19 protein-coding genes are annotated in these 21,308 nt (G+C 63.5%); 10 read left to right on the forward strand and 9 right to left on the reverse strand.

Annotated elements, in window-relative coordinates; translation table 11 throughout:
- The first annotated feature begins 43 nt into the window (after positions 1-43).
- The 7 genes from AB0269_RS01120 to AB0269_RS01150 all read left to right on the forward strand — a co-directional run bounded on the left by AB0269_RS01120 (position 44) and on the right by AB0269_RS01150 (position 7,870).
- Positions 44-1,861 (forward strand): nucleoside-diphosphate sugar epimerase/dehydratase, encoded by a 1,818-nt coding sequence (locus tag AB0269_RS01120; RefSeq protein ID WP_366209340.1) that lies wholly within the window; start codon positions 44-46, stop codon positions 1,859-1,861.
- Positions 1,771-2,991: an aminotransferase class I/II-fold pyridoxal phosphate-dependent enzyme gene (locus AB0269_RS01125; protein ID WP_366209341.1), complete on the forward strand. Its 1,221-nt coding sequence runs from the start codon at positions 1,771-1,773 to the stop codon at positions 2,989-2,991. Before AB0269_RS01120 ends, AB0269_RS01125 begins: the two co-directional genes overlap by 91 nt.
- 1 nt (position 2,992) lies before the next feature.
- A complete protein-coding gene (locus tag AB0269_RS01130) occupies positions 2,993-3,616 on the forward strand; it encodes a sugar transferase (protein ID WP_366209342.1) in 624 nt (207 codons plus the stop codon).
- Positions 3,609-4,247: an acetyltransferase gene (locus AB0269_RS01135; RefSeq protein WP_366209343.1), complete on the forward strand. Its 639-nt coding sequence runs from the start codon at positions 3,609-3,611 to the stop codon at positions 4,245-4,247. Before AB0269_RS01130 ends, AB0269_RS01135 begins: the two co-directional genes overlap by 8 nt.
- Entirely contained in the window at positions 4,244-5,377 is a 1,134-nt protein-coding gene (locus AB0269_RS01140) for a glycosyltransferase family 4 protein (RefSeq protein WP_366209344.1), read from the forward strand. Before AB0269_RS01135 ends, AB0269_RS01140 begins: the two co-directional genes overlap by 4 nt.
- Positions 5,378-5,585: 208 nt before the next feature.
- Positions 5,586-6,773 (forward strand): hypothetical protein, encoded by a 1,188-nt coding sequence (locus tag AB0269_RS01145; RefSeq protein WP_366209345.1) that lies wholly within the window; start codon positions 5,586-5,588, stop codon positions 6,771-6,773.
- The gene (locus AB0269_RS01150) at positions 6,770-7,870 is read left to right on the forward strand and encodes a glycosyltransferase family 4 protein (protein ID WP_366209346.1); all 1,101 of its coding nucleotides are present in this window, start codon (positions 6,770-6,772) and stop codon (positions 7,868-7,870) included. The genes AB0269_RS01145 and AB0269_RS01150 overlap by 4 nt, the downstream gene beginning before the upstream one ends.
- A 596-nt stretch (positions 7,871-8,466) precedes the next feature.
- On the opposite strand, the gene AB0269_RS01155 is transcribed toward AB0269_RS01150, so the two are convergent.
- Entirely contained in the window at positions 8,467-9,648 is a 1,182-nt protein-coding gene (locus tag AB0269_RS01155) for a hypothetical protein (RefSeq protein ID WP_366209347.1), read from the reverse strand.
- Between the two features lie 239 nt (positions 9,649-9,887).
- On the opposite strand from AB0269_RS01155, the gene AB0269_RS01160 reads away from it, so the two are divergent.
- A complete protein-coding gene (locus AB0269_RS01160; RefSeq protein WP_366210472.1) occupies positions 9,888-11,051 on the forward strand; it encodes a polysaccharide pyruvyl transferase family protein in 1,164 nt (387 codons plus the stop codon).
- Positions 11,048-12,064: a UDP-glucose 4-epimerase GalE gene (gene galE / locus AB0269_RS01165; protein ID WP_366209348.1), complete on the forward strand. Its 1,017-nt coding sequence runs from the start codon at positions 11,048-11,050 to the stop codon at positions 12,062-12,064. The genes AB0269_RS01160 and galE overlap by 4 nt, the downstream gene beginning before the upstream one ends.
- Positions 12,065-12,119: 55 nt before the next feature.
- On the opposite strand, the gene AB0269_RS01170 is transcribed toward galE, so the two are convergent.
- On the reverse strand, positions 12,120-13,649 hold the full coding sequence (locus AB0269_RS01170) for a DUF4012 domain-containing protein (protein WP_366209349.1): 1,530 nt from the start codon (positions 13,647-13,649) through the stop codon (positions 12,120-12,122).
- 19 nt (positions 13,650-13,668) lie between these two features.
- Between AB0269_RS01170 and AB0269_RS01175 the strand changes: the two genes are divergently transcribed.
- Positions 13,669-13,833 (forward strand): hypothetical protein, encoded by a 165-nt coding sequence (locus AB0269_RS01175; protein ID WP_366209350.1) that lies wholly within the window; start codon positions 13,669-13,671, stop codon positions 13,831-13,833.
- A 192-nt stretch (positions 13,834-14,025) separates the two neighbouring features.
- On the opposite strand, the gene AB0269_RS01180 is transcribed toward AB0269_RS01175, so the two are convergent.
- From AB0269_RS01180 to AB0269_RS01210, 7 genes are all read right to left on the reverse strand, one after another.
- The gene (locus AB0269_RS01180) at positions 14,026-14,805 is read right to left on the reverse strand and encodes a low molecular weight phosphatase family protein (RefSeq protein ID WP_366209351.1); all 780 of its coding nucleotides are present in this window, start codon (positions 14,803-14,805) and stop codon (positions 14,026-14,028) included.
- A 105-nt stretch (positions 14,806-14,910) separates the two neighbouring features.
- Positions 14,911-16,137 (reverse strand): HipA domain-containing protein, encoded by a 1,227-nt coding sequence (locus AB0269_RS01185; protein ID WP_366209352.1) that lies wholly within the window; start codon positions 16,135-16,137, stop codon positions 14,911-14,913.
- Entirely contained in the window at positions 16,134-16,373 is a 240-nt protein-coding gene (locus tag AB0269_RS01190) for a helix-turn-helix domain-containing protein (protein WP_366209353.1), read from the reverse strand. Before AB0269_RS01190 ends, AB0269_RS01185 begins: the two co-directional genes overlap by 4 nt.
- A 72-nt stretch (positions 16,374-16,445) precedes the next feature.
- Complete coding sequence (locus AB0269_RS01195) at positions 16,446-16,946, reverse strand: VanZ family protein (RefSeq protein WP_366209354.1); 501 nt, start codon at positions 16,944-16,946, stop codon at positions 16,446-16,448.
- A gap of 89 nt (positions 16,947-17,035) precedes the next feature.
- Entirely contained in the window at positions 17,036-18,346 is a 1,311-nt protein-coding gene (locus AB0269_RS01200) for a UDP-glucose/GDP-mannose dehydrogenase family protein (protein ID WP_366209355.1), read from the reverse strand.
- Positions 18,347-18,573: 227 nt separating this feature from the next.
- Complete coding sequence (locus tag AB0269_RS01205) at positions 18,574-18,954, reverse strand: helix-turn-helix transcriptional regulator (protein WP_366209356.1); 381 nt, start codon at positions 18,952-18,954, stop codon at positions 18,574-18,576.
- On the reverse strand, positions 18,951-20,999 hold the full coding sequence (locus tag AB0269_RS01210; RefSeq protein WP_366209357.1) for a hypothetical protein: 2,049 nt from the start codon (positions 20,997-20,999) through the stop codon (positions 18,951-18,953). The genes AB0269_RS01205 and AB0269_RS01210 overlap by 4 nt, the downstream gene beginning before the upstream one ends.
- Between the last annotated feature and the right edge of the window lie 309 nt (positions 21,000-21,308).

Genomic DNA, 21,308 nt, shown 5'->3' on the forward strand with positions numbered 1-21,308 from the left:
ATGCAGGGTGGAACCGAGTGCGAGCACCGGGTCGATATCTATAGTGTCGGTCGCTCAGCGGCGACGCCGCTTCGCGGCCGCAGTCGTCGACAGCCTCGCCTGGGTCGTCGGAATCTTCGCGGCTCTTGCGTTGCGATTCGAGTACGTGCCGCCGCCGGGTGCCTGGCTCGCCACATTGGCGCTCGCGCTGATCGCCGCCGGACTGCAGGTTGTCGTCGGCTACTACTTCGCGTTCTATCGAGGCCGGTACACCTACGGCTCCTTCGAAGAGGTGCGCATGCTGGGGCTCGCTGTGCTCCTGCAGGCAGCTGTCCTCACCGTGCTCAACATGGCGTTCGGACCGTTCTTCGGAGTGCCGCGCGGCACTGTGATCCTCGCTTTCCCGTTCGTGCTGCTGATCATGTTCGGCGTTCGCTACCTGGCGCGACTGATGCTTGAGCGCGCCCGCAAGCCCGGTGAAGAAGCCAAGCCTGCACTGATCGTGGGGGCCGGGTATCTCGGGGGCATGCTCGTCCACACTCTGAACACCGACCCGACGTCGCCGTTCCGCCCCGTCGGCATCCTCGACGACGACCCTGCCAAGAAGAATCTTCGACTTCGGGGTGTTCCTGTCATCGGACGCACCAAGAAGATCGCTGAGGCTGCCGAGCAGACAGGAGCCGAGGCGATCATTATCGCAATCGGGCAGGCAGACAGCACGCTGCTGCGCCGACTCGCGGACGATGCAGAGAAGGCGGGCCTCACCGTGTCCGTCACCCCAGCGCTGTCGAGTCTGCTCAGCGGCGAGAAGTCCGTCGGCGACCTGCGCGACATCAGCATCGAAGACCTCATCGGCCGTCACCCGGTCGACACGAACGTCGAACTCATCGCGGGATACGTCACGGGAAAACGCGTTCTGGTGACAGGAGCTGGCGGGTCCATCGGATCCGAACTCTGCCGCCAGCTCGCGAAGTTCGGGCCGAGCGAACTGATCATGCTCGATCGCGACGAGACCGGACTGCAGCTCGCTCAGCTGGGAACGTCAGGTCATGGCCTTCTCGACTCGAATGACGTCGTCCTCGCCGATATCCGCGAGCAATCGACGCTCGACGAGATCTTCGCCGCTCGCAAGCCCGAAGTGGTCTTCCATGCTGCGGCACTCAAGCATCTTCCGATGCTTGAGCAGTACCCCGACGAGGCATGGAAGACGAACGTGCTCGGCACGCTCAACGTGCTCAACGCCGCGCGCAAGGTCGGCGTGGCGACGTTCGTCAACATCTCCACAGACAAGGCCGCGAACCCAACGAGCGTGCTCGGCCACTCGAAGCGTGTCGCCGAGAAGCTGACGGCTTGGGCTGCGGAAGAGTCCGGCATGCGCTACCTGTCTGTGCGGTTCGGCAATGTGATCGGCAGCCGCGGATCCATGCTTCCGACGTTCCAGGCGCTCATCGAAGCAGGCGGCCCGGTGACGGTCACCCATCCTGATGTGACGCGTTACTTCATGACCATTCCCGAGGCGTGCCAGCTGGTCATCCAGGCTGGTGGCATAGGCCGCCCTGGCGAGATCCTCATCCTCGACATGGGCGAACCGGTCTCGATTCTCGAGGTCGCCAAGCGCATGATCGCGATGTCTGGCAAGAACATCGAGATCGTGTTCACGGGCCTGCGTCACGGAGAGAAGCTGCACGAAGTGCTCGTCGGTACCCGCGAGGATCTGGAGCGACCGTTCCACCCCAAGGTGTCGCACACCAGAGCCGATGTCATCACTCCGGAGCGTCTCGACAAGCAGGGTTGGATGGACCGGATGTTCGCCACCCCACGCAACAACGAGACGGCCATCCTCGAACGCATCAATGTGAACAACGTGGAGGACACGAAGTGAGCGAACGCATCTTCATGTCGTCTCCGGACGTCGGCCAACTCGAAGAAGACGCCGTCGTCGCCGCGATGCGCTCGGGGTGGATCGCACCCCTCGGCCCCGATGTGGACGCGTTCGAACGCGAGCTTGCTGAGCGTGTCGGCGTTGCGCACGGAGTGGCGCTCAGCTCAGGCACCGCCGCGCTGCATCTCGGACTGCTTACTCTGGACGTGAAGCCCGGTGATGTCGTGGTGACGTCGACGATGACCTTCGCGGCGACGACGAACGCGATCGTCTACACCGGAGCCGAGCCCTACTTCATCGACGCCGAGCCATCGACAGGCAACATGGACCCGGCGTTGCTTCGCCGAGCGATGGTCGAGCTGCGCGCAAACGGCGAGAGCGTCGCCGCGATCGTGCCTGTAGACCTCCTGGGCAAGGCCGTGAACTACACCGAGATCTTGGCGATCGCGGACGAGTTCGGGGTTCCGGTCCTCGCGGACGCGGCTGAGTCTCTCGGAGCGACGCACGCCGGCAAGGCCGCCGGAAGCTTCGGAGCTGCATCGATCGTCTCGTTCAACGGCAACAAGATCATGACGACGTCCGGTGGGGGGATGCTGCTCACCGATGACGAAGCGTTCGCGAAGCACGTGCGCTATCTCGCCACGCAGGCCCGCCAACCGGTCGTCCATTACGAGCACACCGACATCGGTTACAACTACCGGATGAGCAACCTGTTGGCTGCGCTCGGTCGTGCCCAGCTGTCGCGCCTCGACGACATGATCGCGAAGCGACGTGAGATGCGTGAGCTATACAAGCAACTCTTCGCTACTGTCGGGGGCGTTGATGTGTTCGGAACTGCGGGTGACGACGCCGACAACGTTTGGCTGACTTCGATCGTTGTCGATCAGGCAGTGACCGGCTGGGCCCCGGCGGAACTGGCTGCGGTCCTTGCGGAGCACAACATCGAGAGTCGCCCGCTTTGGAAGCCGATGCATCTCCAGCCCGTCTTTGACGGATCGCGCGGGCAGATCAACGGTGCATCCGAGCAGCTCTTCGAGCGAGGACTGACGTTGCCGAGCGGATCCGCTCTGTCCGACGATCAACGTGAGCGCACGCGCACGGCGATCGACGCGTTCCTGACCGGTCGTTGACATGAAGCCGCCTGCTTCTCGACCGTACGACGCGGTCAAACGTGGACTCGACGCGGCGGCGGCGGCGGTGGTGCTCGTCGTGCTCAGCCCGGTGATCCTCATTACCGCCCTCGTAGTCTGGCTGAACCTGGGCGGTCCTGTGCTGTTCACCCAGCTCCGTCCGGGTCGTGGCGAGCGAGTTTTCCGACTGTACAAATTCCGCTCCATGCGCAGCGTTGACGAGGCACGTGGATTGGTGACCGACGAGCAACGTCTGACGAAGTTCGGTCGGATTCTCCGCGCCACCAGTCTTGATGAATTGCCGTCCCTGTGGAATGTGCTTAACGGGGACATGAGTATCGTGGGCCCCAGGCCGTTGCTCGTCGAGTATCTGCCCTTGTACTCGCCGACCCAGGCGCGCCGACACGAGGTGCGACCCGGCATCACTGGACTCGCGCAGGTCAGTGGCCGGAACGCCGTTGCCTGGGAGCAACGATTCGCCTTGGATGTGAAGTACGTCGACGAACGCAGCATTGCTCTCGATGCGCGAATTCTCGCGGCAACGGTCCGATCGGTGCTCGTCCGTGAAGGAATCAGTGCTGAGGGACATGTGACCATGCGGAAGTTCGGTGAATCGGGTGGTTGAGCAGATTGTCGTAGTCGGTGCCGGTGGGTTCGGTCGGGAGACACTTGATGTGATCGAGGCGATCAATGGGGCATCTCCTGGGTCCGTCTGGGACGTCGTCGGAGTTATCGATGACTCAGGGGGAGGCGCGCATCTCAATAGGCTTGCGGCTCGCTCGTATCGCCATTTGGGCTCGATTGCGCAAAATCAAGCTCTACTGGCGAGGACGCCACGGGTGGTTGCCATCGGAGATCCGCACCTACGTGCGCGAATTGATTCGCGGATACTTGGTCCACTGGCGCCGGCGCTTGTTCATCCGAGCTCAGTGATCGGATCAGCCAGCAGCCTTGCAGATGGCGCGGTGGTGTGTGCGGGAGCATTGGTTTCAACGAATGTGACGATCCTGAGGAGCGTCCATGTAAATCCCGGAGCGATTATCGGACACGACGCCACGCTGGGCGAGTACGTATCAGTCAATCCGGGAGCCGTTATCTCAGGGGAAGTGACAGTGTCGCGCGAGACTTTGATCGGCGCGGGATCAACCGTGCTCCAGGGGCTCAGCATCGGGACTGGGAGCATCATTGGTGCGGCCGCGTGCGTTACGAGAGACGTGGATTCTGGCGCGATCGTCAAGGGCGTGCCAGCCCGATGACCAAGCGACTCTGCCTGCTCGTTACAAGTTCTGTGACCGCAACTACTTTCCTCAAGGGATATCTGGAGTTCCTCCAGGACGACGGCTGGGAAGTCACCCTCGTGTGTAGCGATGGGCCTGGCCTGGATGAGCTTGTCTCCCAGGCCGGGGTCAAGTTCGAACCAATTGCATTGCGACGCGAACCATCCCTTCTGCATGACTTGAGCGCTGTCGTCGCCGCGGTGCAACTCTTCCGTCGGATTCGACCCGACAGCGTTGTCTACGCGACACCCAAGGCATCACTCATTGGGGCGTTGGCGAGTCGTATCGTAGGCGTTCCGCGCAGGATATACGAGCTCTGGGGCCTCAGACTGGAGACTGCTCAAGGCCTCAGCCGCGTGGTGTTCAGCTTCCTCGAATGGCTCACCGCAAGGCTTTCCACGGCTGTGATTGCCAACAGCAAGAGCCTTGCCTCCCGAGCTCAGGAGCTTGGCGTGAACGGAGGCAAGGAGGTGATTGTCCTTGGTGCCGGTTCTTCACACGGTGTCGATGCAGAGCGATTCTCGCGAACTGCGCAGATCCCCCAACTCGATGACGCGCTACGCCGGCAGATTGAAGCCAAAGGCCTTCCAGTAATCGGGTTCGTCGGACGGTTGAACCCGGACAAGGGTATCGATGTCCTTGCGAAGGCAGTGAAGAAGTGCGCCGACGAGGGTGTGCGGCTGCAGCTCCTCATCGTGGGTGAGGCCGAAGGCGTCGACATCGAAAGTCTCCTCGGCGGCCTTGATGATCGTGTCTCGGTCCACGTCGTGGGATTTGTTCTCGACACGCGACCACTTCTTGCTGTCATGGATCTCCTCGTTCTTCCCAGCCGGCGAGAGGGTTTTCCAAACGTCGTTCTCGAGGCGGCAAGCATGCAAGTCCCCTCGGTAGTGTCGGATGCGACCGGATGTGTGGACTCGGTCGTTCACGGCGAAACAGGGGTCATCGTGCCAACCGACGACGCGCGGGCGCTCGCTGCGGCGCTGACCGCGCTCGTGGAGGACCCGGTGGAGAGCGATCGGATGGGTCGTGCTGCCCGCCAGCGGGTACTGGAGGAGTTCGCCCCAGAGACGGTTTGGGCGGCACACTCCGCGAGGTGGAAGCAGTGACTTTGAGTGCCGAGTGTGCCCGGCGCATTTCGAACGACTTCCCCTTGGGACGGTCAGGGCGGTACCGGCCAACGAGAACGCGGCGAGGTCATTGTTGGGGTCGCGAATGACTAGCCATCTTGAGGGAGTCACCACGTTTACGGGAGCGGTAACGCTCCTCCTCTTGTGTGCAGTCGGACTGATTACCGTTGGAGTGAGTGCGCGCACGGTGAAGTCCGCGAAAGTGGGACGGATCGCATTTCTGGCGACGCTCATGGATGTCGCGCTATTGCTCATCCTGATAGCTACGAGTGGAGAACTGGTCGGAGACGAAAACACCTGGCACACCCTCGCAGTTCAAGCGGCGCAGTTTCTGAACGGAGAGTCGAGCGATGCCGTAGTTTACGTCGCCGGCAAGGAGGGATACATCTGGATAGTCGGTGCTTTGTACGCCGTGTCGGGGCCAGCGCCGCTCGTTGCCATCGCGTTGGGGATAATCTGTCATGCGTTGCTAGTTGTGGTCGTTGCAAAGACGACCGAACTCATCGCGGACTCTGCGGACGCCGAGTTTGCACGGATCAGCGTCGCGGTGCGCCGTTCCGCTTACCTCACGGCTCTAGCTCCGTCGCTGGTTTGGTGGTCACCCCACATCCTTCGCGAGTCGATAACGTACTTGCTGGTCGCAGTAGCGGTCTGCTGGGTCGTCCACGCCTTTGTGAAGCGACGCGCCGCGGGACTCATAGCTGCTGCTCTGGCGCTGGCGATCTTGACCTGGATTCGCGGAACACTCGGGCTCACGGTATCGATCGCTATCGCTTTCGCCCTGATCTACATCGTCCTGGGTCAAAGCCGATTCAGGCTGCTTTTGAGGGGATCGTTGTTCCTGGGTTTGCTCTTATTGCTGCAACCGATTCAATCAACGCTGTCCGAGCTCCTAGGCGTCTCCGAAGAGAGGGTCGTGGGAACTACGACTGAACTTTCGTCGATCGCCGAAAGCGGGTTCCCCGGTCTAGGCGGGCAAGCGTCGCTCGTTGATGTGCTCACCGTCACCGCCCCGCGAGTCCTCGTGGGGCCTTTCCCCTGGGAATTCAGTCCGACAGCCGTGATGCTACTAGCATTCGTCGAGCTAGCGTGCTGGGTCTTGGTTGCGGTCCTCGCGCTTAGATCGCTGTCAACATTCCGCCCAGGTGGCGCATTGCACGACTCTCGAGGGCTTACGTCTTTGATCCTCGTTGTCGTCGTTGTGATTCTGATCGGCCTTGCTCTCACGGTGGGGAACTACGGGATCCTAGCCCGATTCCGGCCCATGGCTATGGTGGCGCTTCTCCCGCTCGCCGCGATTGGGCTGACGCGTTGGGGCCCTCCGCAGGGTGCGTCAAACGCACGTGCTACCCAGGACGTCGGAGGAACTGTATGAGATTCTTGCTGCTGCATCTAGGCACTCGGGGCGGCGGCCCACAGGTTCAGGTAGAGATCGCGAACGCGATCAATCGCTCAGCCGCCGATGAGGCGCTGGTTGCTTTTGATTCGTCAAGCGAGATGCGCTCGGCGCTACTCGCGGTCGCTCCGACGTGTCTCGAGGTGGGCGGGGAACGGTCTGCGGGATGGTTCGGTGCAGTGCGTCGGGTTTCGAGCCTGATGAAGGATACTCGACGCATCGTGCAGTTTTGTCGAAAAAGTGGCATTGACATCGTGTTCGAGCCAATGGGCCATCCGCTACAGGCCTACGTTCGCTGGCGATTGCGGCGTCAGCGCATTCCGGTGATCACCAGCATTCACGACGCCGTTCGTCACGCTGGCGAGGAAAGCACGATTCTGAGTCTGATCGCCGGTCGTGACCTGACTGACACTGACGGGGTAATGACCTACTCAAGCGCCGTCGCCGAGCAGTTGCGTGCTCAGCACGTGCCCGTGTTTGAGACCGTTCACGGCGCTTTCGGCGCGAACGATTCTCAACGAGCGCGGAGGTATCCCGAGCGAAGGGTTGTCGTTGGTTTCTTCGGGAGAATCGAGAAGTACAAAGGAATCTCGCGCCTGATCAGTGCTGCGGAGATCCTGCGGGAGCGAGGTGTTCCGATCGAGCTCTGCATCGTAGGCCGAGGGGCTCTCTCGGATCGCGACCGCGAACGGCTGAACGAATTGGAGGCGCAGGTCGACAACCGATGGATTGCTGAGTCCGAGATCGGCGCGACGATACGTTCATTCGATGTCTTGGCACTGCCATATGACGAGGCAAGTCAATCAGGTGTCGTGGGTTTCGCGTGGAATGAGGGAGTCCCGATAGTCGCTACCCCCGTTGGCGGTTTGGCCGAACAGGTCCAGGCCGGGGGTGGCATCGTCGCAGAGGAGTTGAGCGATGTTGCCTTCGCCGACGCCGTGGCTCAGCTTGTTTCAGACCCTGCGTTGTATGCAGAGGTGTCCAGAACGCAGCTGGATGCGGCCAGGTCGGCCTTCTCATGGGACAGGGTGGCACGCGACATCGCCAGTGCCGGACGCGAAGTCCTTGCCAGGTGACCTAGTACGACCGCGACTCTTGCACGAGAAGTTGCAGGCCATCGGCTTTACTTCTTGGTCGTGGACCGGACACCGACCTGCTTTGCCGGGATTCCTGCGTGTGTTTCGCCTGCAGGGACGTCACGAACCACGACTGCGTTCGCACCGATAACTGCTCCGCGGCGATGATGAGTGGTCCTAGGACGCAAGCGCCGACGCCGACGTACACGCCGTCCTCGAGCGTCGGTGCACGTTTCACTCTTCCGACGCCAAGCGTACATTTCGCTTGAAGAACAACATTTGAACCGATTCTTGAGTCCGGGTGGACGATCACGCCGCGTCCTCCGTGCGCCAGAAGCAGCCCCGGTCCCACGGGCACAGTGCGGGGGATCTCGCACCCGAAGATTATCCGCAGGGACAGGTCAGGAACGACTCCGATCGGACCGAGTGCGCGAGACAGGCGGAGAAGCGTCACAGCACACTTTCCGAATGCATCCGTTTGGCGGGTGAAGTCGGCACGCCAGTCGGAGAAGTGTCCCATGGGTCGACCTTACCAGCGAGGTATCGGTCGCGAAGCGACTGCGTCGTCGTCCCTGGGGCTGGATTCATCCATCAGATCATGTTGGCCGTCGTGCGTCGGGTCGCTTCGCGGCGAAGACGATGATCGGCAGAACCACGGCGTGCACGGCGTTGGCGAAGACAACGCCCCACACCGCGCCCGGCAGACCCCAGAGCGCGAAACCAGCGATGGGCCCTACACCGATGCCAATGAGTTGCTCCACTCGGGCGACCATCAACTCGCGTCCACTGAGGTGAGTCCTAGCGACGAAGTAATAGAAGGTTGCGGCCCCATTGGCCGCAATGAAGATGCCCACAGCCACCGCAAAGTCAGCGCCGAGCACCGCAAGTGTTGTTCCAGGGTCAAGCAGAGTTTCGCTCACCACCCACATGCCGAAGGCGGTTATCGCGCCGATCCCAACAGAGGTGCCGAAGACAGTAGCGGCCGTTCTGGGAGCGGCAAAGAACGTTAGCGGTCTGTTGCCGATGGCTGGTCGTAGCGGGGTAAGAAGTAGTCTGACGGGCATCGCGGTGCTGAAAAGTGCGCGATATACACCGAAGCTGGCCAGGCCCATGATCGGTGCAAGCACGAGTGGCATCAACACCGTGCTCAAGTCTTGGAGGAGCGAGTCGCTGAAGAGGACGCGGATTCGCCGCGAGTGATTTTTCCACCACCTCGGAACTGCTCGAACGTCGATTGATCCAGGCGTTAGCGACGTTGTGGCTGCGACTGCGCTGGCAGCGAGCCAGGCGACCGCCACCGCGAGTACCGGCGAGATAATGACGCTGAGCCCAAGCCATAACGTGATCATCGCCACTGTGCCAAGTGCGTCCGGTAGCCACACCTTCAAATGCTTACCGTCTACTGCCGCGCGGAACCTTGCTGCCGCACGGTATACCGCTAGCGCGGTTGCGAGCGACATCACCAAGCCGGTGACGATGTCGTCCACGAACATCGACATGGCCGCGACTGGCAGGGCTGACGCGAGCGACAAGACGATCGCTACCGACGCGTAATCGCGCCACGGTCCTGGAGTACCCAGCTCGTGTCGCGCGCGTGCCCACGGCTCTGACAGAACCGAATACGAGATCGAGAGGAACCAGGCGTAGCCGATGAACAGGAAAGAGAACATTCCATAGTCAGATGGCGAGAGTGAGAGTATCGCGATCGCCTGCAGCGTGATCGTGTTAGCCGCATTGGCGATAGTCTGGATGAGGAGTTGGGATCGGGTCGTGCCCACAACACTCCTTGCTCCCGACGAGACTTCACATGCTGGCTTACCGCACCTCAACAGCTTACGTCCTCGACGGGTGCAAGACGTCACACGTGCAACTGAAACGAGCATCTAGGGAGTTTGGGGACATGGCGACGCTTTCCCAGCGATTGACTGATCGCGCCCGATGGGTACGCGGCAACCTCGACCTCGGAGTGACGAAAGTCGCGAACTCGAGTCTGGTTGATCGGGTAGCTCCCGCGTTGATGACGAGGAGAATCGCGCCTCCGCGCAACGCGCTCGCAAACGTCCTCATCCCGGCGGCCCATGGGTCTCTCGGTGACGGTGCATTAGCAGCCGGTGTTGATGCGGGCGCTGCTGCGCTAGGGCGAGCCCTTACGGTGTGGGTCCCCGGTGGCGCCGAGGGATGGACAGGTATTCGCGGGGGTGCGCAATCGATCGACCCACTCCGCCTCGGAAACACTACGTTTCTGAAGGGAGGGGCACATCGTGTGTTCGGCTCTGGGCCTGTCGCGGTCATTGGCGCTGACACTATCGGCGGGGACTATCTGCACGGTTATCTCGGGTACCGGGTAGCGGCGCTTCGGCAGGCAACGAGTAATGGAATGCCAGCGATGATGGTCAATTTCAGCCTCAGTAGCTCGCCTACAACTGAGGCAGTGCGCTTGCTCCGCCGCATTCCCGGGGAGGCGCAGATGTACGCTCGTGACTCTCTGTCTCGCGAACGGGCAAGAACCCTTCTTGATCGCGAGGTCGAGATGGCCCCAGATATCGGAGCACTCGCGCGGCCAGTGGCATCCTCCGAGTCGACGAGCTTAGTAAAGCGACTCGGGACTGGCGAGTATCTTGTGCTATCACCGAATGCGCACATGCACACAAAGGGGTGGCTGACGGAGCAGGAGAACCACGATACGTGGTTCGGCCTCATCGGCCGGATCGAGCGTGATCGACCGATCGTCGTCATGCCGCACGACCTAAGAGCCCGACCCGGGGATGTAGCGATGTCAGGAACGCTGGTAGAGGTGGCTCGGAGAGCGCACCCCGAACGGCAGATTGAACTCTTCGTACCGACATCGGTCGGCGAGGCAAAGCATGTTCTAGCCAGCAGTTGGGCCTTAGTATCCGGGCGCATGCACGCATGCGTTGGTGCACTGTCGTCGGGCGTGCCGGCAGTGGGCATCGAGTATCTCGGCAAGTTCAGTGGCCAGTTCGAGTGGTATGGCGACCTGGGCGAGGTGGTTTCGTACGATGAAGCGCTGGACGCATCAGAGCTGTCACATCGCTTGGAACTGGCCGCAGATCGACGGCCAACGCAACCGCAGCCAGGGATTCAGGTGGGAGAATTCCCTTGGCTCAGAACGCTCGTAGGCCTGGATGAGGCGCGAGAGCACGCGGCGGTGAACCCGTGAGGGTGCTCCTGACCGGAGGGTTGGGGTATATCGGCTCGCACACTGCGATCGCGTTATCCGCCGCCGGACACCACGTGCTAATTGTTGATGATCTCTCCAATTCGCATCGAGAGGTCATCGATCGCATCGAGGCACTCAGCGGTTGCACGATGCCACTGCTGGTCGCAGATGTGCGCGACGAAGTTGCCCTTCTTGGTTTCCTTCATGATCACGGCGAAGTTGATGTGGCGATCCACTTCGCAGGCCTGAAGGCGGTTGCGGAGTCAGTGGCCAACCCGGAGCGCTACTACGACGTCAACATCGGGACAACTCTCGCGCTACTGCGCGCGATGGAGGCACACGGTATCGCCGATCTCGTCTTCTCCAGTTCGGCGACTGTATACGGGTCGAGTAAATCGGTGCCACATACTGAAGCAAGTTCTGTCGGGACGGGCATTGCCAATCCGTACGGCAAGACGAAGCACATGATCGAAGAGATCCTGCGTGACGCATGCGCGGCGAATCCCGATCTGAGGACTACTGCGCTTCGCTATTTCAACCCCGTCGGCGCGCACCCCTCGGGAATGATTGGAGAAAACCCGCGAGGGTTTCCCAACAATCTAATGCCGATCGTGGCCGGGGTTGCAACAGGCGAGCGAGACGAGGTCACAGTTTTTGGGCATGACTACTCAACGCCAGACGGGAGCGGCGTGCGGGATTACATTCATGTTCAAGACCTCGCCCGTGGGCACGTGCTCGCAGCTGAGTACAAGAGCAAAGGGTTCGAGGCCATCAACCTCGGGTCGGGGGTTCCGTCGAGCGTCTTGGACCTCATTCGGGCATACCAGGAGGTTTCAGGAAGGAACATCCCTTACAGCCTCGCCAGCCGCCGCCCGGGGGATGTCGCTGTGTCGTATGCCGACGTGGTGAAGGCAGAGCGCGTGCTTGGGTGGAAGGCCGAGCACACATTGCTGGAGGCGTGCCGCGATGACTGGGCGTGGCAACAGGCAACTGCCAGAAAGCCACTGCCGTAGTTCCCCTCTGTTCCCTCTAAGCGGGAGTGCGTTGACGGCGCTCGAGGCGTGCTAGTTAATCGCAACCCTCAGCGGACACTTCCTGGTTCACGGGACGCACCATCGGTGTGTGCTGGATGTCGAACTCGCCGTACTCTCCGGCGACCCCGGTGAACTCGGCCGTGACCGTGTGCGTCTGGCCCGGGAGGTTCTTGACGGCGATCTTCACTGCTCCGCGCCCGAGGTGCTGTACTCCCTTTGCATCGATGGACTTACCGTCGACTGCTGCACCTGCGAAGGTCGATCCGACCGGCCCATAGAAGACCAGATACGTCGCCACGGTGCCACGCTCGAAGAACCGGGCAGGAGCGATGTGGTACGGCAAGTTGGGCGCTTGCTCGGGCGTGACGGTGTTCTCGAGCGTGGCCGTGGTCGTGAATAGCGGTTTCTCGGGGTTCGAGCACTGTGTGGACGTCGCAGCGACGTCGAGTTGCATATAATAGTCGAGCTTGCTTGAGGTGAAGTCGTTAGCGTAGACACCGACGAGCGTGCGATCGTCATTGGTGCTCGGGAGACGACCGGAAAGCTTCGACTCCCCGACGAGCGCGGCTTCGTCTTCATCTGCGGAATCATAAAGAAGTCGGTTCTCCTCAACGGCGCGCACGAGACTGTCGACGATCCCTGTAGGGTTCGGGGTGCCCGAGATCAGCGCGTCGAATACGGACTTCGCGGCGGCGGCGAAGAACGCGTCCTGAAGCTGGCCATCGGGGAACTTCCAGTACGCCTGGTTGAGCAGCAAAGGCACCGCGTTCTCAGCATTCAGCGTGATCGGTGCATCGAAGATCTGGACTGGGACTCCGTTTATCTCGACAGGCTCGTTCGAGATCGTGGCGGGTCCGGTAGCCTTCAGCAGGTAGCTCAGAGCGACGGGGTCAAACGAGACCACGGCATCAACAGGTGTTCCGAAAGATTCAGCCCAGTACGCGCGAAGAATCTCTGCGGATTCGCTGAAGTCCGGGCTCATGGTTGCATCCGAGATCCAACGGCCAACCTTGTCTCCATACAACGCTTCTAACTCTGGATCGAGCGGAATGATCGGTTCCGGGCGATCATTCTTGAAGTTCGCGCTCGACGCCTGCTGCGTGATGCTGATCTTGCCCTTGTCAGCCGTGATCATGACGATCGCGGCGGGGTTGCCGCCGGTCCCGCGAGACTCGGCGTTGTTCTGGAAGATCGTCAGATAGTTCCGCGGGCCGTCGGCGCCGAGAGCCGCGGGGAGAACGCCGAGGATGTCTCGCGCGGGCCCGACCATCGGCTGCAGCTCGTCCACCGCACCTGTGAGCTGCGCCACGGCCTCTTCGACCTGCGGGATCAGCGAACCCTCATCGATCGCGTCGAGGTCGCTCGACGCCTTGTCGATCGTGTCTGCGGCCTGCGTCACCGTGCCCTGCATGGCGGTGATCGCGTCGAGATTGATCGCCCCGTCGACCGGAGTCAGAGCCTTCAGGCTCAAGCTGGTGGCGGGGGCGACAGCGCCCGTGACCAGGTCATCCGTGACGGCGGCCGCAGTGCGAACGGCGTGCAGGTTCGGACCGACGAACGGCACCCACTCGAGGCTCTTCCACATGCCGTCGTCGGTCTGCGCCCGCGCATCCCCGGTCAGCGCCGAGAGCTTCTCAGCCGTCGCGGCCGCGCCCTCGCTGTCGCCGGCGAGGATCTGGTCCTTCGCCTGCGTCGCCAGCGGCATCGCCTGCACGAGCGACGCCCGCGCCGACATGGCACGGTCGTAGATGGGCTTGCCGACGAGCAGTCCTGCCACAGCGAGAACGATCAGCAGCAGAAGGATTCCGACCGGAATCCAGAAGCGGAAACTGCGCAGCAGGGGTCGGCGCGGCTTCTTCTCAGCACGCAGCTCGGCTCTTGTCGACATGATCTCCATCGTAGGAGGTCGAGGTAGGGGAGAAGCCGTGAGGGCTTGGGGGTCAGGCGAGCGCGGCCCGCACGATCCTCTCGACGTCGTCGATCCCCGGGGCGAGCTGCGATGCCGAGAGCTCGTACGTCTCGCGCGAGCGGCGATACGGGTCGATGATGTCGTCCTGCTCGGGATCGGCCTGGGCGAGACCGCGCTGACCCGTCACCGCGAGTGCGGCGGCACGCAGCCGGGCACGCGGGTCCGTGCCGGCGGCATCCGCGGCGGCACGAGCATCCTCGGTGCTGAGCGTCTGCGCGAGCCGAGCGAACTCGCGCAGCGTGAACGTGCGCTTCAGCGCTCCCGGCGACAACTGCACCGCGTGCGAACGATGCTCGCGCGCCATCGTGAGGACCAGGTCCGCGTCGCGCAGCATCGGCTCGACGAGATAGCGGGCGTGATGAGCACCCGCCGCGCCGGCGTCAGCACCGAGCTCGACCGCGATCTCCTGCGCCGGCTCCGTCATCTCGTGATCGACGAGCGCATGCGTTCCCGCGCTGTGCACGCGGACCCCGAGCTGCTCGAGGCGCGCCCGCAGAAGCACCTCGGCCATCGGCGAGCGGCAGATGTTCCCCGTGCACACGGTGATGATCGTCGGGCGATCGTCATCGGCATCCACCGGCTGCGCCTGCGCCGTCGGCGCGAACGACGGACGCGGCGCCAGCGGGGCAGGTGCGGGAGCAGACGGCGCCGGGTCGGCGGACACCTCGGCAGGCGTCGCGGGCTTGTTGCGTCGCCGCCACTCGCGGCGGCTCATGCCTTCGGGTGCGCGATCGGAGGAGCGGAAGATCATGACTCCAGAGTACGGGGCGGTGCTGTCCTCACCCTTCGACAGGCTCAGGGATCGGAAGGCGGCTCAGGGATCGGTCTGGCGGCCCCGGGCAGCCATTCTCATTCGTCATTCAGCGCCGGCTGCTCGCCCGCCGATGAGGTTGCGTGTGAAGCGCAGTATGTCTGCCCGCAGGCTCGGGTGCGCACCATTGAGGGGCTCTTCCTGGTCGACCGCCGCCTCCAACTGCGCAAGCGTCGTCTCGACGATGTGGTCTGGCCGGCGCACGCCCCACGTCTTGATCTCGGCGACCAGGTCGGCACGCGTGATCTCCGCGTGGCGATACTTCTTGTTGACCGCCAGAGCCATCCTGCCGTCCGTGTCGCCGCGGTGCATCATCGGGACGACATCGTAGGCGGGAGCAAGCGCGACATCGCCGGAGGCCCGATGGAGCAGGCCGAGGTTCTTGGTGTGCATGTCGAGATTGCCGATCGCGGTCGCCAGCGTCAGCATCCGGGCCAGCGCCGTCAGATCATCGTTCGACGTGTAGCGATAGAGAGAGTCTGCGACGCGGCGCAGACTCGCGATGCCGCCGATCTCCTGATACTTCTGGTTCCCTGAAGCACCGAGAGCCTGATTGAAGTCCTCCTGATGGACGCGTTCGCCGTTGTCGCGATCGAAGCGCTCGATTACGAGGGCGGAAAGCCCATCGAATTCCTCGACGTGCGAATCGAAGTCGGCGAGACCCAGACTCCGCGCGAGCCTGGCACCGTACTCCTCGTCGAAGATCACCGTCGGGTTCGTCTCGAGTTGTGGTTTGAGGATGTGTGTCGTCGGGAAACCTCCGACAGCCTGATTCCACACGTCGTCCTCCCATGCGAGAACGATCTTGGGTTGAACGCCGCCGAGTGAGGACTTACCGGCCGCGGGCGCGTTCGCCAGCGGCGACCCGAGCGGATCCTGCAGCAGCTCGCGAACGCGTGATGTGTTCACCGGGATCAGACCAGGCGTCCGTGGCTCCGCCGGGTCGTCAGCATCCCAGATCTGCAATGCACCCGCGACGTCACGACCGAAGCGGGCGAGGAACGAAGGAACATCGCCACGACGGATGCCGCCCTGCGCGAGCATATGGTCCAGTTGGTCGCCCTCGGGGAGCAGTTCTGCGAACCAATTCCTTCGACGCCCTGCGTGCTGCCTCGGTGTGACCGGCGTGAGCGGCATCAGCACCGACAGCACGCGACTGTTCATCCCGAAGTCTGCGGCCGCGTCATCGCTGACGACGAAGTCGAACGAGCGGGCATCTGCGCCTTCGATATGTCCGACGATCACACCGTAGAGCTCGACCGCGAGCCTCATTCGGATCGTCCGTCATCCCAGGTCGCGGTGAGCTCCACGCCCGTTGCGCGGAGCAGGTCGAACACCTTGCGCATGTAGATCGTGGGCTTGCCGGACTCGATCTCGCTCACCGAGCGCTGTGAGATCCCGAGTCGATCGGCCAGCGCCACCTGGGAGAAGCCTTGCGCGAGACGTGCCTGCTGAATGGCCAGCCCGATGTCGCCCGGAGAGCGGAGCGTTGCGTCGTGAGTACCCATCATCCACCTCATTACGTTTTCCGGTTAACTGCACTCTACTACGTTTTCCGGATAACGGGATGCTATGACGATTCACGCATACGGCGCCTGGCTCGCCTCGCGCTGCGTCCACGGTGCTCTCTTGGCGTCGTCTCGGCTGCGAGCGCGAGGGGCTCGCTGGACGAAGACACGGACCATCAGGCATCCGATCGCCGTACCCAGCGTGTTCGCGATCACGTCCGACAGCGTCGGGTAGCGGCTGGGTAGCAGCGTCTGCACGAGTTCTATCGTTGCGCTCGCCGAGTATCCGATCAGCAGCACGACCCAGGCGTTCGAGCGCGGCCACGCGGCGACGAGCAGCAGCCCCAGCGGAACGAACAGCGCGATGTTCGCCAGGAACTCGAAGACCGTGTAACTCGTGCTCAGCGCGATGCCGAAGTGCTCGCTCACGTAACGGGCGAGGCGGAACGCGATGCTCGTGACCTTCGAGGCCATCGTTGCCGGCAGCCAGACGATCAGCGCGACCGTGATGAGATACGGCACCAGCAGCACACGCGCGACGATCGCGAACGGGGGAGTGCGGGGGTCGGGCATAAGCGGAGTGTAGGGCGGAGCACCTTGGGAACGGCTCAAGGGGTGACAGCGCCGGGGGCAACTGCGATGCAGAGGACGGGCCCGGCTGTCTAGGGCCGCCCCATTCCGTAGTAACTCCATCCGGCGGCGCGCCACGCCGCAGCATCCAGTCCGTTGCGTCCGTCGACGACGACGCGTCCGTGCGTCAAGGTGCTGACGTGCTCCGGTGCCATCTCGCGCCGGTACTCATCCCATTCGGTCACCAGCACGACGGCGTCCGCATCGCGCAGCGTCTCATCACGGTCGGCGACATACGTCAGCTGCGGGTGGAGTCGCCGGGCGTTGTCGATCGCCTGCGGGTCGGTGACCACAACGTTCGCGCCCAACCCGTTCAGGCGCACGGCGACGTCCAGCGCAGGGGAGTCGCGGACGTCATCGCTGTGCGGTTTGAACGCCGCACCGAGGACGGCGACCTTCTTGCCGAACACGCTGCCGCCCAACCCGTTGACTACCAGCTCGACCGCGCGATCGCGGCGGCGCATGTTGATGGCGTCCATCTCATGCAAGAACTTGATCGATTCTCCGCGTCCGAGCTCCTCGGCCCGCGCCGCGAACGCGCGGATGTCCTTGGGCAGGCATCCGCCGCCGAATCCGATGCCCGAGCCGAGGAACTTGCGGCCGATGCGGGCGTCGTATCCGATCGCGTCGGCGAGTTCGGTGACGTCGGCTCCAGTCGCTTCGGCGATCTCAGCCATCGCGTTGATGAACGAGATCTTCGTCGCCAGGAACGCGTTCGCCGACACCTTCACGAGCTCGGCGGTGGCGTAATCGGTGACGATGAACGGCGTGCCCTTCGCGACCGCCGGCGCGTACACCTCGCGCAGGATGTCGGCGGCGCGCTCGCCGTCGGGTCCCTCGGGAACGCCGGCGACGAGACGGTCAGGATCGATCGTGTCCTGCACTGCCCAGCCCTCGCGCAGAAATTCCGGATTCCACACCAGCGTCGCTCCTGTCTCGGAAACGCGAGTGGCGAGCTCGGCAGCGGTGCCAACCGGAACCGTTGACTTGCCTGCGACGATGTCGCCCTCGCGCAGGTGGGGGAGCAGCGAATCGATGGCTGCATTCACATACGTAAGGTCTGCTGCGTACCCGCCCGCCTGCTGAGGAGTGCCGACCCCGATGAAGTGAACCGCGGCACCGGCGGCCGCGCTGATATCTGTCGTGAACGAGAGGCGACCGGACTGCGTCCCCTCGGTCAGGATCTCCGGAAGTCCCGGTTCGAAGAACGGTGCCTCACCCTTCGAGAGAGCGTCGATCTTCCGCTGATCGACGTCGATGCCGACGACCTCATGCCCAATCGATGCCATTGCGGCCGCATGCACTGCGCCGAGATATCCACAACCGATGACAGAGACTCGCATCTAGAGTTCCTTCCCCCGAAAAGACACTCTCTCCATCATGGCGCATCGTCGAGCGGTCGATCGACCTCCATCATGGCGCATCGTCGAGCGGTCGATCGACGCGGCGACGGCGTGCGGGTGACTGGAGCTTGAGCAGTTTCGGCGGCGCGACGTCGTTCTCACTCGCATCCCTCGCTCGTCAGTTCCACACCCACCGGCCGTTGGCGATGACTCCCGGGCGGGGCGAATCAATCCAGTTGCTCGAACAGCCCGCGTGCAGCGGCGCGAGTGAGGGCAGCGTCCCGTGATGAGACGTCGAGCTTGCGATAGATGCTGCGCAATTGGGTCTTGACCGTATTGCGTGACATGAACAGACGTTCGGCGATCTCTTCGAGTGCGCCTGTATCGACGAGAACCTCGAGCACGGCCTGTTCGCGCGGGGTGAGCAACACAGGCGCCGCTGACCCTGGGGCCAACACCTCCGCTCCGACGATCTCCAGGTCGGATTCCGGGAGCCCGGCTCTGCCGAGCGCGGCACGCAGCGCGGCGCGGTCCTCGGCAGGAACTATGCGCAGAGGCGCGTGCAATTGCGTCGTGCGGACGAGCTCTGCGATGCGTTCCGCGATCACGTCCGCATCCTCAACGTGTCCCACGCGCACCGCGCTGCACGCCAGCACCAGCTCGGCGTCGATCCGCGTCCGCGGGGCCAGCGCCTTCGTGAGCAGCTGCCGAGCGTGAACCGCCGCGGCCGCGGGACGCTGAAGTGCCAGCTCGGCCCGGGCGAGGACGACGCGTGCGGTAGCGCTGTGCTTCGCTGCGGAAGCGGCGACGCGCCGGGCGGCCCCGGCGTCTCCGAGCACAGGCGCAGCTCGGCCTCCGCTGCATCCAGAAGACCTCGCGCCGACGGGGTGACCGCTTCGGACTTGCGCCTCTCGCGCAAGCGTCCTAACTGAACAAGCCCCGCCTCCGCCTCCCCGGCGAGCCGGGCGCGCCGCGCATCGACGAAGCCGAACAGCGTCCAGTGCTCGGTCAGGTCGGGGTTCGGACCCCGGGCTGCGAGGTGGCGGCGCGCCGCCTCTGGATCGCCGTCCTCGACGGCGAGAACAGCCAGGCCGAGGTTGAAGAAGTCAGCAGGGGTGGAGTCGCGCCACCCTGGCGGCCAGACCGCGGCGTCCGCCTCGGCCAGGAGCCGGCGTGCCAGGCCGATCTCGCCGGTCAGCGCGGCGAGACCGGCGCGCACCGAGAGGGGATCGACCAGATCCGCCCTACCGGCCTCGACGTGCCGCGCATAGGCGATATCGAAGCACTCTCGAGCGAGTTCGAGGTCGTCGAGATACATGGCCGAGATGCCGAGATGCACCTGCAGCATCGGGCCAAGCCTGCCCAGTGCCAGAGCATCCTCGTCGTTCAAGGCCGAGAAGTCCCCCACGGCTCGCCGGATCAGCGGGAGCGCTTGTCGCGACAACGGCGTCATCCTCAGTGCGGCCGCTTCGAAGGCGCGGTATAGCACGCGCTCGCGGTGAGACCCGCGCTTCGGCTGCATCCTGTGGAAGAGCGATTCGGTGGCGAACAGCTGCAGTGCGCGAGGCCGCGTGTCCATGTTCAGGTTCGACAGCAGAACGAGCATCATCGTCAGCACCGGATACCCGCGGAACCGTGGTGTCGGAACGCCTGTGAACACTTCGTAGGTCGCGTCGCGGGTCTCGAGCAACTCGACCATGTTCGACAGGATCACCTCAGTCGCAAGGGCCGGGTCATCCATATCGAACGCTTCGCGCAGAGCCTGCAGCGGGTCGCGATGGATGAGGGATGAACGCACAGCTGTCTCGATCAGTCGGCGGCGCTCCTCGCCGGGAACGCGCTGGACGGCATCCTCGGCGAGGACGCCGCGGATGTATGGATGCATGCTGAGCCACTCGCCGTCCCAGGCCGCGAATCCACCGGCATCCAGTTCGTCGATGAGACGCACCGGCAGGTTCCAGCTCTCGAGAATCGTGTGATCGACCCGGGGGAGGAGCGCCATGCGCACGGCGGCCTCGTACCTTCCTTCGTACTCGCCGAACTCGACGTGCAGCCGGCGCCGAAGCCGGGCGCGTGCGCCGGACGTCCGCTGCTGCGCTTCGTCGCTCTTGGCGCGGACGGCGACCGCCAGTCCCTCAGAGCGACGAAGCACATCGCGCCGGGCATCGTCATTATCGAGTACCTCGGCGTCGCGCAGCTCATCCATGGTGAAAAGCAGATCGTCCGAGGTGATGACGTCGACCGCCGCCTCGCAACTGGCGGCGATCTCCAGCACCGTGCGGGCACTGCGCGTCGCGACGACGACGCGCAGTGATGGGGACCGGTCGATCACACGGCCGAGCAGCTCGAACTGATCGCCATCGATCCGCTCACCTCCGTCGATCGCCAGAGCTTCGCCTCCGGTGGAGAGGAACTGCTCGATGGCCGAGAACGGCAGCACTCCGTCGTCGGGCTCGCACCAGAGGACGCCCGGACGCAGGCTTCTGGCCCATAGGGCCAGCAGCGTGGTCTTGCCTGAGCCGATCGGACCCTGCACGACGGACACGTCGGTCCACGCCGTGAGGCGTTCCAGTAGCTTCGGTCGGGCGATCGTCCGCGCAGGAACGCGCGGTGCTGCGCGCACGCTCTGACCGCACTCTCGTGTCTGCTCCATGTGGCTCGCCGGACGGCCGCGCGGCTCCCCCGAGCCGTCAGCGGAACACGCCGACATCCCCTCCCCGGTCATCACTGTATCCATACGTAGCGCTCATGGGGAACTGTTGCTGGCCGCAGGGTGAAGTCCAGGGTGAAAAACCTTCGCCAGACGTCAGCAAAGCCTTAGCCATTGGTCTAGGCTGACTGAGGCCGCAGGCTGGCCGCGGCATCCGCGACCCGATTCGGGATGCCGCTCATATCGACTTGCCTGCGTGCCGGGGGTACTGCCGGCGTGCACATCCGCCGTCGGCCAGCAGAGCGAGGGGAA

Origin of the sequence: Microbacterium sp. NPDC077644, from assembly GCF_040702785.1 — a bacterium.
Taxonomy (GTDB): domain Bacteria; phylum Actinomycetota; class Actinomycetes; order Actinomycetales; family Microbacteriaceae; genus Microbacterium.

Excerpts from the sequence above, each read along its gene's own strand:
- AB0269_RS01130 (WP_366209342.1), top strand. The coding sequence starts at position 2,993 with ATGAAGCCGCCTGCTTCTCGACCGTACGACGCGGTCAAACGTGGACTC.
- AB0269_RS01140 (WP_366209344.1), top strand. The coding sequence starts at position 4,244 with ATGACCAAGCGACTCTGCCTGCTCGTTACAAGTTCTGTGACCGCAACT.
- AB0269_RS01150 (WP_366209346.1), top strand. The coding sequence starts at position 6,770 with ATGAGATTCTTGCTGCTGCATCTAGGCACTCGGGGCGGCGGCCCACAG.
- AB0269_RS01160 (WP_366210472.1), top strand. The coding sequence starts at position 9,888 with ATGACGAGGAGAATCGCGCCTCCGCGCAACGCGCTCGCAAACGTCCTC.
- AB0269_RS01175 (WP_366209350.1), top strand. The coding sequence starts at position 13,669 with ATGCCGTCGTCGGTCTGCGCCCGCGCATCCCCGGTCAGCGCCGAGAGC.
- AB0269_RS01180 (WP_366209351.1), bottom strand. The coding sequence starts at position 14,805 with ATGATCTTCCGCTCCTCCGATCGCGCACCCGAAGGCATGAGCCGCCGC.
- AB0269_RS01185 (WP_366209352.1), bottom strand. The coding sequence starts at position 16,137 with ATGAGGCTCGCGGTCGAGCTCTACGGTGTGATCGTCGGACATATCGAA.
- AB0269_RS01190 (WP_366209353.1), bottom strand. The coding sequence starts at position 16,373 with ATGGGTACTCACGACGCAACGCTCCGCTCTCCGGGCGACATCGGGCTG.
- AB0269_RS01195 (WP_366209354.1), bottom strand. The coding sequence starts at position 16,946 with ATGCCCGACCCCCGCACTCCCCCGTTCGCGATCGTCGCGCGTGTGCTG.
- AB0269_RS01200 (WP_366209355.1), bottom strand. The coding sequence starts at position 18,346 with ATGCGAGTCTCTGTCATCGGTTGTGGATATCTCGGCGCAGTGCATGCG.
- AB0269_RS01210 (WP_366209357.1), bottom strand. The coding sequence starts at position 20,999 with ATGGAGCAGACACGAGAGTGCGGTCAGAGCGTGCGCGCAGCACCGCGC.